This window comes from Nocardioides sp. (assembly GCF_030150155.1).
Lineage (GTDB): Bacteria > Actinomycetota > Actinomycetes > Propionibacteriales > Nocardioidaceae > Nocardioides.
In genome coordinates, this window is the sequence record NZ_JASLGR010000028.1 from 57,810 (window position 1) to 67,702 (window position 9,893).

At 70.4% G+C, this 9,893-nt stretch carries 8 protein-coding genes; 3 read left to right on the top strand and 5 right to left on the bottom strand.

The annotated features are described in order from the left end of the window. Positions 1 to 49: 49 nt before the first annotated feature. The 4 genes from Q1V88_RS08275 to Q1V88_RS08290 all read right to left on the bottom strand — a co-directional run bounded on the left by Q1V88_RS08275 (position 50) and on the right by Q1V88_RS08290 (position 6,131). The gene (locus Q1V88_RS08275; RefSeq protein WP_300680350.1) at positions 50 to 229 is read right to left on the bottom strand and encodes a DUF6104 family protein; all 180 of its coding nucleotides are present in this window, start codon (positions 227 to 229) and stop codon (positions 50 to 52) included. Then, positions 229 to 3,942, bottom strand: a complete 3,714-nt coding sequence (locus tag Q1V88_RS08280; protein ID WP_300680351.1) for a multifunctional oxoglutarate decarboxylase/oxoglutarate dehydrogenase thiamine pyrophosphate-binding subunit/dihydrolipoyllysine-residue succinyltransferase subunit — start codon at positions 3,940 to 3,942, stop codon at positions 229 to 231. Before Q1V88_RS08280 ends, Q1V88_RS08275 begins: the two co-directional genes overlap by 1 nt. Positions 3,943 to 4,221: 279 nt before the next feature. Continuing rightward, positions 4,222 to 5,055 carry an SDR family oxidoreductase gene (locus Q1V88_RS08285; protein WP_300680352.1) on the bottom strand — a complete coding sequence of 278 codons (834 nt, stop codon included), beginning with the start codon at positions 5,053 to 5,055 and terminating at the stop codon, positions 4,222 to 4,224. Beyond that, entirely contained in the window at positions 5,052 to 6,131 is a 1,080-nt protein-coding gene (locus Q1V88_RS08290; RefSeq protein WP_300680354.1) for a diacylglycerol kinase, read from the bottom strand. Before Q1V88_RS08290 ends, Q1V88_RS08285 begins: the two co-directional genes overlap by 4 nt. A gap of 134 nt (positions 6,132 to 6,265) precedes the next feature. On the opposite strand from Q1V88_RS08290, the gene Q1V88_RS08295 reads away from it, so the two are divergent. From Q1V88_RS08295 to Q1V88_RS08305, 3 genes are all read left to right on the top strand, one after another. Then, on the top strand, positions 6,266 to 7,135 hold the full coding sequence (locus tag Q1V88_RS08295) for a hypothetical protein (RefSeq protein WP_300680356.1): 870 nt from the start codon (positions 6,266 to 6,268) through the stop codon (positions 7,133 to 7,135). Between the two features lie 80 nt (positions 7,136 to 7,215). Continuing rightward, entirely contained in the window at positions 7,216 to 7,863 is a 648-nt protein-coding gene (locus Q1V88_RS08300; protein WP_300680358.1) for a response regulator transcription factor, read from the top strand. Then, positions 7,856 to 8,965, top strand: coding sequence for a GAF domain-containing sensor histidine kinase (locus Q1V88_RS08305; RefSeq protein ID WP_300680360.1), 1,110 nt, complete (start codon positions 7,856 to 7,858; stop codon positions 8,963 to 8,965). The genes Q1V88_RS08300 and Q1V88_RS08305 overlap by 8 nt, the downstream gene beginning before the upstream one ends. Positions 8,966 to 8,984: 19 nt before the next feature. Here Q1V88_RS08305 and Q1V88_RS08310 read toward each other — a convergent pair. Next, a partial coding sequence (locus Q1V88_RS08310; protein WP_300680362.1) for an aminotransferase class I/II-fold pyridoxal phosphate-dependent enzyme occupies positions 8,985 to 9,893 on the bottom strand: 909 nt, incomplete at its 5' end.

The window sequence follows — 9,893 nt, forward strand, 5'->3', positions numbered from 1 at the left end:
CGCAGGGGCGGCCCCACGAATGGGGCCGCCCCTGCGGCGTTGGTGACGCTCAGTCGTCGTCCGGGTCGTCGAGACGTGCCAACCAGGTGGCCAGACGCTCGATCGGGACCTCGAAGTCAGGATGGGTGTCGACGAAGATCTGGAGGTTCTCGGCCAGCCAGGCGAAGGAGACCTCCTCGTCGCCGCGGCGACGAACGAGCTCCTCCAGACCTCGATCGGTGAAGTACATCAGGCGAAGGCCTGGTCGAGCAGGACAGCCTGCTCGGCGAGGTGGCGCTTCATCGTGCCGACAGCCGTGGTCGAGGACGCGGGCCGGCTGACCAGCTCGGCGTCGACACCCAGCGGGGCGAAGACGTTGAGAGCGAACGACGGCCACGGGCCCTGGTTCGCGGGCTCGTCCTGGACCCACTTGACGGTGGCGTTCGGGTACTTCGCCAGCTCGGCGGCGACCTCGTCGGTCGGCCACGGGTAGAGCTGCTCGACCCGGACGATGGCGACGTCGTTGCGCTCGCGCTTCTTGCGCTCGACCACCAGGTCCCAGGTCAGACGGCCCGAGACCAGCAGGACGGTCTTCACCGCGGCGGCGTCGACGGTGTCGTCACCGATCACGTTGCGGAACGAGCCCGAGGTGAAGTCGGCCGGCTGCGAGGCAGCCTCCTTGCGACGCAGCATCGACTTCGGCGTGATCACGATCAGCGGGCGGTGCAGCTCGCCGAGCGCGTGACGGCGCAGCAGGTGGAAGTGCGAGGCCGGGGTCGAGGGCTGAGCCACGACCATCGCGTCGTCGGCGCACAGCGTCAGGAAGCGCTCGATCCGAGCCGAGGAGTGGTCGGCACCCTGGCCCTCGTAGCCGTGCGGCAGCAGCAGTACGACGCCGGAGTCCTGGCCCCACTTGGTCTTGCCGGCCGAGATGTACTCGTCGATGACGCTCTGGGCGCCGTTGACGAAGTCACCGAACTGGGCCTCCCACAGCACGAGGGCGTCCGGGCGGGCCACGGAGTAGCCGTACTCGAAACCGAGGGCGGCGTACTCGCTCAGCAGCGAGTCGTAGACGAAGAACTTCGCCTGGTCGTCGGTGAGGTTGGCCAGCGGGGTCCACTCGTCGGCGTTGTGCCGGTCGATGATGGTCGCGAAGCGCGAGGCGAACGTGCCACGGCGCGAGTCCTGGCCCGCGAGACGGACCGGGCGACCCTCCATCAGCAGGGAGCCGAAGGCGAGCAGCTCGCCGGTGCCCCAGTCGATGCCGCCGTCGGCGATCGACTTGGAGCGACGCTCCAGCTGCGGCATCACCTTCGGGTGGACGGTGAAGCCCTCCGGCGGGGTGACGTAGGCCTCGGCGATGCGGGTGAGCACGTCGCCGGAGACGGCGGTCGACTCCGAGGTGATCGTCTTCTCCGGGTAGTCCGGGACGGTCTCCCACTGCTCGGGCTTCTTGTCGGCGTCGCGGACCTCGGTGAAGACGCGCTCGAGCTGGCTCTGGTAGTCGCGCAGAACCTCCTCGGCCTCCTCGAGAGTGATGTCGCCACGACCGACCAGGGACTCGGTGTAGAGCTTGCGCACCGAGCGCTTCTTCTCGATCAGGTCGTACATCAGCGGCTGCGTGAACGACGGGTCGTCGCCCTCGTTGTGACCGCGGCGGCGGTAGCAGACCAGGTCGATCACGATGTCCTTGTTGAACGCCTGGCGGTAGTCGAAGGCCAGGCGGGCTGCGCGGACGCAGGCCTCCGGGTCGTCGCCGTTGACGTGCAGGATCGGGGCCTGGACCATCCGGGCGACGTCGGTCGCGTACAGCGAGGAGCGCGAGGAGCCGGGGGAGGTGGTGAAGCCGACCTGGTTGTTGATGATCAGGTGGACCGTACCGCCGGTGCGGTAGCCACGGAGCTGACCGAGCTGGAGGGTCTCGGCCACGACGCCCTGGCCCGCGAAGGCGGCGTCACCGTGGATCAGCAGCGGCAGGACGGGGTAGTTCGTGCCCTGGTCGAGGACGTCCTGCTTAGCGCGGACGATGCCCTCCAGGACAGGGTCGACCACCTCGAGGTGGGACGGGTTGGCCGCCACCGAGACCTTGACGGTGTCGCCGGAGCCTGCGGTGAAGGTGCCCTCGGCACCAAGGTGGTACTTGACGTCGCCCGAGCCCTGGACGGTGCGCGGGTCGATGTTGCCCTCGAACTCGCGGAAGATCTGGTTGTAGGACTTGCCCACGATGTTGGCCAGCACGTTGAGCCGGCCACGGTGGGCCATGCCGATGGCGACCTCTTCGAGGCCTGCCTCGGCAGCGGCCTCGGCGATCTCGTCGATCACGGGGATCGCGGTCTCGCCACCCTCGAGGGAGAAGCGCTTCTGGCCGACGAACTTCGTCTGCAGGAAGGTCTCGAACGCCTCGGCCTGGTTCAGCTTGAGCAGGATGCGCAGCTGCTCCTCGCGGGGCGTCTTGTCGAAGGGACGCTCGATCCGCTCCTGGATCCAGGCACGCTGGGCCGGGTCCTGGATGTGCATGTACTCGATCGCCATCGTGCGGACGTAGGCGTCACGCAGCACGCCGAGGATGTCGCGCAGCTTGAGGAACGGCTTGTTGGCCGGACCGAAGGAGCCGGTGGGGAACTCGCGGTCGAGGTCCCACAGCGTCAGGCCGTGGTTCTCGATCTCGAGGTCGGGGTGGGTGCGCTGCTTGTACTCCAGCGGGTCCGTGTCGGCCATCAGGTGACCGCGGACCCGGAAGGCGTTGATCATCTCGCCGACGCGGACCTGCTTGGAGACCTGGTCGTCGTGGCTGGTGGAGACGTCGCGGCTCCACCGGATCGGGACGTAGGGGATCCGCAGCGAGGCGAAGATCTCGTCGTAGAAGCCGTCGGCACCGAGCAGCAGCTTGTGCACGATGGCGAGGAACTCACCCGACTGCGCACCCTGGATGACGCGGTGGTCGTACGTCGACGTCATCGTCATGATCCGGCTGACGGCGTCGCGGGCCAGGGCGGCCTCGGAGGCACCCTGCAGCTCGGGCGGGTAGTCCATCGAGCCGACGCCGATGATGGCGGCCTGGCCCTGCATCAGACGCGGGACGGAGTTGTTCGTGCCCAGGCCACCGACGTTGGTCAGCGAGACCGTCGTGCCCGAGTAGTCGTCCATCGTGAGCTTGTTGTCCTTGGCCTTGCGCACGATCTCCTCGTACGCGGTCCAGAACTGGGCGAAGTCCATCGACTCGCAGCCCTTGATCGAGGGCGCCACCAGCTGGCGGGTGCCGTCGGGCTTCTGCTGGTCGATCGCCAGGCCGAGGTTGATGTGGGCCGGCGTGACCTGGGTCGGCTTGCCGTTGACCTCGGCGTAGGTGTTGTTCATCGCGGGGATCGCCTTGATCGCCTTGATGATCGCGAAGCCCAGCAGGTGGGTGAAGGAGACCTTGCCACCGCGCGCCCGGGCGAGGTGGTTGTTGATCACGGTGCGGTTGTCCCAGAGCAGCTTGACCGGGATGTTGCGGACCGAGGTGGCCGTCGGGACAGCCAGCGAGATGTCCATGTTCTTCGCGGTGGCGGCGGGGATGCCGCGCAGCGTCGTGAAGATCGGCTCGTCGTTGGTCGCGACCGGGGCCGGCGCCGGAGCGTCCTTCGGCACCGGGTTCGAGGTGCCCTTGGCCGGCTCAGCGGCCTTGGTGTTGACCGGGCGCGGGGTGGCGACCGGAGCCGGGGCGGCGGCGGGTGCGGCGGCAGCGGGGGCGGCCGGAGCAGCGGGGGCGGCGGGAGCCGCGGCCGGAGCAGCAGGAGTGACGGCCGCCGCAGCGGTGCCGCTGGCCGGCGTGCCGTGACCGTTCTTGAAGAACGTCACCCACACCGGATCCACGCTCGTCGGGTCCTTCTTGTACTGCTCGTACATCTCCTCGACGAGCCACTCGTTGGCTCCGAACTCTTCAGGGACGTCGCTGGTCTGGTTGCCAGTGGGCTGCGGCACGGCTGGTTTCGCCTCTTCCGGATTCTTCTGCACGCGTGGATCGGTGGTGGAACGGAAGTTCCGGGGTCCAAGGCTAGACCCCTAGTGGAGGAAATACCCGTCTTGGGGTCCGGTTTCGGGCAGGGTGTCACCTAACCCACACCGCGCGGAGGCCGTTACCCATGAGTAGAGCGATTCTGGTCGGCGTACTCACGCTGTGTCCTGCCCTGGTCCTGACCGGGGCAGCACGACCTCGTCCCGCTGACCAGGTCGACGCTCTGGGCGGTCCCGGACCCCGCCTCAGGCGCCGCGCACTGAGGGCGCGGGGCCGCTCAGGTCGGGCAGTCGCAGGTCGAGGTTGGGCTGCTGGAGTCCGCCGTCGACCTCGAGCAGCTTGCCGGTGAGGAAGCCCCCGGCCCGCGAGGCGAGGTAGAGCACCGCCGCGGCGACGTCCTCGGCCTCGCCGATCCGACCCAGAGGCGTCCGGGCCTCCATCTCGGCCCGGGTCTCGGGGACTCCGGCGACGAACTCGAGGGCGCTGGTGAGCACCGAGCCGACGAAGACCCCGTTGACCCGCACGCTCGGCGCCAGGTCGGTGGCGGCCAGCCGGGTCCAGTGCGCCAGCGCCGCCTTCGCGGTGCCGTAGGCCAGGTAGCCCCGGGCTGCGCTGCGGCCCATCATCGAGCTGATGCTCGTGATCGACGCCTGCCGGCCCGCGCCGGCCGAGGCGAGCAGGTGAGGGACGGCGGCGCGGCTCAGTGCATGGGCGGTGGTGACGTTGAAGTGGAACGCCTCCTCCAGGTAGGCAGCATCGGTGTCGAGGAACGCGTTCGGGATGGTGCCGCCGACGTTGTTCACCACGATGTCGAGGTGGCCCAGCTCGGCCACGGCCCGCTCGGGCAGGGCCTCGACCTGACTCAGGTCGGCCAGATCCGCCGGTACGACGACCGCGCGCCGCCCCACGCCCCGGATCTGCTCGGCGACGGCGTCGAGCTGGCCCCGGGTGCGGGCGGCGAGCACGACGTCGGCACCGGCCTCGGCCAGCGCCACCGCGGTGGCGGCCCCGATCCCGCGACCGGCGCCGGTGACGACGGCGACGTGGCCGGCCAGGGAGAACCGGTCCAGGATGCTCATCGGGCGACCAGGCCGCGGCCCGTCACCAGCGGCAGGTCGAGGGCGGTGAGCAGCCCGGGAGCGCCCGCCACCACCGCCGGGACGGCGTTGATCAGGCGTTGGGCGGTGACGATCATGCCGCTGACGTTGTGGTCACCGTGCTCGCCGTGGTGGCTGAACTCGACCGTCATGGTGGGCTCGCCGGTGATCTCCACCCGGTAGCAGCCGTCGCCCTCGGTGGGCCGCGGCCAGTCCGGGTCGAGGTCGGGTGCGCACCGGGTGACATGCTCCAGGGTGATCCGGGCGACGCCGTCGACGGTGCCGACCACGCGGAACAGCACCGACCCGAGGGTGCCCTCGGCGATCTCGACGCTGGACGTCGAGATCGCCCGCGGGGCGGGCCGTCGCTCGACGTACTCGACGAGCTGCGGATCCAGGTCGACCCCGAGTCCGGCGCCCAGCAGGCGCACCACCGGGCCCCAGGCCGAGCTGAGGATGCCTGGCTCCCACAGCAGCGGGCGGGCGTCCAGCGGCTGGCCGAAGCCGAACATCTCGCCCATCACCACGGGCTGGACGTAGGTCGCGTAGTCGGCGATCTCGCTGACCTGGAGGTGGTCGATGCGCTGGGAGAGCGAGGAGAGCGCCAGCGGCAGCACGTCGTTGGCGAAGCCGGGGTCGATCCCGTTGACGTGCAGCGAGGCGTTGCCGGCCCGGCCGGCTTCGATCAGCGGATCGATCATCGAGTCCGGGATCGTGCCCCACGGGTAGAGCAGCATCACCGGCCCCGAGGAGACCACGTTGACCCCGGCGGCCAGGAAGGTGCGGAGGTCCTCCAGGGCCTCGAAGACCCGGTCGTCGGTCATCGCGGTGTGGACGATGCAGTCGGGGCGCAGCGCGAGCAGCGCGGCAGTGTCGGTGGTGGCGGCGACACCGAGGCTGCGGCCGAGCCCGGCCAGTTCGCCGGCGTCGATGCCGTCCTTGGCGGGGGTGGAGGTCCACACGCCGACCAGGTCCAGGTCGGGGTGGGCGTCGACCCCCGCGATGGCGTGGCGACCGACGGTGCCCGTGGACCAGACGACGACTCGGAGACGGCTCATACCGCCGAAAGATAGAACAAGTTCTAGGTATTGGGTAGCGTTCGGGCACCCGAACGTGGACGGAGTGCGTGTGTCCTTCCGGTGATAGGGGAGACTGGGGCGGCGGTTCGTCGAGCAGGAACGAGGTGGTGCGGATGGCGCTGATGCTCGCGCCGACGACGCGCGCCGAACGGGGCCTGGTCGGCCACGGCGTGCTCGCCGAGATCGACCTCAACATCGGTCAGTGGCGCGGCCTGCTCGATGCCGCCGAGGCGCTCGCCGCCGACGACGGTTCGGCGGTGCTGCCGCGCGCTCGGGTCGCCGTGCTCATCGGCGACGGTGTCGCGGCCGGTGATCCCGGGACGGCCTGGGTCAGGACCCTGGTCGAGGAGGCCGCCCGGCGCGACGGCCACGAGCTGCTCTGGGGGGACTGGACCAGTGAGCAGGCGGGCGGTGCCACCCTAGGTGACGTCGCCCGCCGGCTGAGCCGGGTGGCCGAGGGGATCATCGCGGTCGGGCTGCCCTTCGAGCAGCTGCGTCCGTTCTCCCATGCCGCCCACGTCCCGGTCTGGAACCTGATCAGCGACCAGTGGCACCCGATCCGGGTGCTCGGCGACCTGGTCACCCTGCGGGCGGCGATGGGGGCCGGCGACGCTCCGGCCACGGTTGTCTACGAGGGGCCCACGGTCAGTCCGGTGCTCGGCTCGCTGCTGATCGCCTCGGCGATGCAGGGGATGGACCTGCGGATCTGTGGGTCCGAGGCCGACCTGGTCGACGAGCAGGTGCTGGCGGCGGCGCGGGGGATCGGTGCCTTCACCGGGGCCCGTCTGCGCTTCGCCGGCACCGAGGACGTCGCGGCCCGTCAGGCCCGCTTCCGGTACGGCGGCCCGGGCGGGTTCGACCTGGTCGACCGCGGCGGCGACCGCACGCCCGAGGAGTGGCGCGCGGCCCGCACCGACAACGGGGTCGCGGCTCTGCGTGCCGTGATCGGCGCCACCTTCGGCGCCCGTCCGGCCGGGACCTGACCGGGACGAACAGCCCACTTTCGGTTGCCTAGACAGTCAAGATTCGTGCCTGATGGGCAGAATGTCGCTAGCGTGGTGCCGTGACCGCCGGCACGCCGCTTCGTCTCTACCTCGTGGACGACCACGAGGTGGTCCGGCACGGCATCCGGCACCTCCTGGAGGACGAGGGGGACATGGAGGTCATCGGCGAGGCCGACTGTGCTGCCGATGCGCTGGCGCAGATCCCCGAGCTGCGACCTGATGTCGTCCTCCTGGACAACCGCCTGCCCGACGGATCGGGGATCGACGTGTGTCGCGACATCCGCTCCGCCGACCCGCAGATCGGGGTGCTGATCCTGACGTCGCACGACGACGATGACGCGCTCTTCTCCGCGATCATGGCCGGGGCGTCGGGGTACGTGCTCAAGCAGGTCCGCAGCGTCGATCTGGTCGACTCGGTCCGCCAGGTGGCGACCGGCCGCTCCCTCCTCGACCCGACGGTGACGGCGCAGGTGCTGGAGCGGATCCGTGCCGCCAGCCCGAAGCCGTCGGCGATCGCGCAGCTGACCTCGAAGGAGCGCGAGGTGCTCGACCTGATCGGGCAGGGGTTCTCCAACCGGCAGATCGCCGCCGAGCTGAGCCTGGCCGAGAAGACGGTGAAGAACTACGTCTCCTCGGTGCTGTCCAAGCTCGGTGTCGAGAGCCGCACCCAGGCAGCACTCCTGCTCGCCAGGTCCGGCCATGCCTGAGCGGGTCCGCTGGCGGCTGCTGCTCGACGCGGTCGCCACCCTGGGCTCGGGCCTCTCCCTGGACGAGGTGCTGAGCCGGATCACCGAGATCGCCGCGGACCTCGTCGGGGCGAGGTACGCGGCGCTCGGTGTGCTCGGCGACGAGCAGGACCAGCGGCTGCGCACCTTCATCACCCACGGCATCGACGAGGCCGGTGCCGACCGGATCGGTGACTTGCCCAGCGGCCTCGGGGTGCTCGGCGTCCTGATCGACCATCCGGTCCCGCTGCGGCTGCCCGACATCACCGGGCACGCCCAGTCCCACGGCTTCCCGGCCAACCACCCGCCGATGCACGCCTTCCTCGGCGTCCCGGTCTGCACCGGGGGTGTCGTCTTCGGCAACCTCTACCTCACCGAGAAGCACGACGGCAGCCAGTTCACCGAGGCCGACGAGGAGATCGTGACCGCCCTGGCCGCTGCCGCGGGCGTCGTGATCGAGAGCGTCAGGAGCCGGGCCAAGCACGAGGAGCTGCTGGTCTTCGCCGACCGGGAGCGGATCGGGCGCGACCTGCACGACGTGGTGATCCAGCGTCTCTTCGCGATCGGTCTCCGGCTCCAGAGCGGCTACCGGCGCGAGCCCGAGGGACCGCTGCGCGATCTGCTCGACGAGACCGTCGACCAGCTCGACCAGACCATCCGCGAGATCCGTCGCACGATCTTCGAGCTCAGCACCGAGCCGTCGGCCGGCGACGTCCAGTCCCAGATCACCGCGGTGATCGACCGTGCCGCCCGGGCCCTCAAGTTCAGGCCCCGGCTGCACCTGGAGGGTGCGGTCAGGTCCCGGATCGACGAGGCCCTCACCCTCGACCTGGTCGCGGTGCTGAACGAGGCACTGTCCAACGTGCACCGCCACGCCGGCGCCAGCGAGGTCACGATCACGCTCGCGGTGGACCGTGACGTGGTGCTCCGGGTGCGTGACGACGGCCGCGGGATCGGCGAGCACGTCACCGAGAGCGGGCTGGCCAACCTCCGGGCGCGGGCGCAGGCGCGCGGCGGGTCGATGTCACTGTGCCGGCCCGAGCCGGGCGGCACCACCCTGGAGTGGCGCGCCCCGCTCGGTTGAGGTTCGTCGCCTCACCCGCTCAGGCCAGCGCCTGGTCGAGATCGGCGAGCAGGTCCTCGATGTCCTCGATGCCGACACTGAGCCGGACCAGGTCGTCGGGCACCTCCAGCAGTGACCCCGAGGTGGAGGCGTGCGTCATCGCCGCGGGCAGCTCGACCAGGGACTCCACGCCGCCGAGGCTCTCGGCCAGGGTGAAGAGCCGCAGGCGGCGGCACAGATCCAGGGCGGCCTCGGGCCCGCCGGCCAGGCGGATCGAGACCATGCCGCCGTACCCGGGGTAGAGGACCGTGCCCACTGCGTCGCTGGCCCGCAGGTACTCCACCACCCGCTGGGCGTTGGCGGTGTGGCGCTCCATCCGGATCGCCAGCGTCTTGAGGCCGCGCAGGGTGAGGAAGACGTCGAACGGTCCGGGCACGCCGCCGGCACCGTTCTGCAGGAAGCCGAACGCGGCGTCGAGCTCGTCGGAGTCGGTGATCAGGGCACCGCCGACCACGTCGGAGTGGCCGCCGAGGTACTTCGTGGTGGAGTGGACCACGACGTCGGCGCCGAGGGCGAGCGGCTGGGAGAAGTACGGCGTCGCGAACGTGTTGTCGACCGCCAGCAGTGCCCCGGCGGCGTGGGCCACCTCGGCCACCGCCGCGATGTCGGCGGTGTTGAGCAGCGGGTTGGTCGGCGACTCGATCCAGACCAGCTTGGTGTTCTCCGTGATCGCCGCGGCGATCGCGGCGGTGTCGTCGACCGGTGCGACGTCGTAGCTGACGCCCCAGCCGGTGAGCACCTTGTCGATCAGGCGGAAGGTGCCGCCGTAGGCGTCGTTCGGGATCACAATGTGATCGCCGGGGCGCAGCGCGGCCCGCAGGATCGCATCGGTGGCGGACATGCCCGAGGAGAAGCCGCGGCCGTAGGCGCCGCCATTGAAGGCGGCGCC

What these genes read in the sequence shown, in the direction of transcription:
- Q1V88_RS08290 (WP_300680354.1), bottom strand. Translation starts at nt 6,131, where the DNA reads ATGAGCCGTCTCCGAGTCGTCGTCTGGTCCACGGGCACCGTCGGTCGC.
- Q1V88_RS08275 (WP_300680350.1), bottom strand. Translation starts at nt 229, where the DNA reads ATGTACTTCACCGATCGAGGTCTGGAGGAGCTCGTTCGTCGCCGCGGC.
- Q1V88_RS08305 (WP_300680360.1), top strand. Translation starts at nt 7,856, where the DNA reads ATGCCTGAGCGGGTCCGCTGGCGGCTGCTGCTCGACGCGGTCGCCACC.
- Q1V88_RS08285 (WP_300680352.1), bottom strand. Translation starts at nt 5,055, where the DNA reads ATGAGCATCCTGGACCGGTTCTCCCTGGCCGGCCACGTCGCCGTCGTC.
- Q1V88_RS08295 (WP_300680356.1), top strand. Translation starts at nt 6,266, where the DNA reads ATGGCGCTGATGCTCGCGCCGACGACGCGCGCCGAACGGGGCCTGGTC.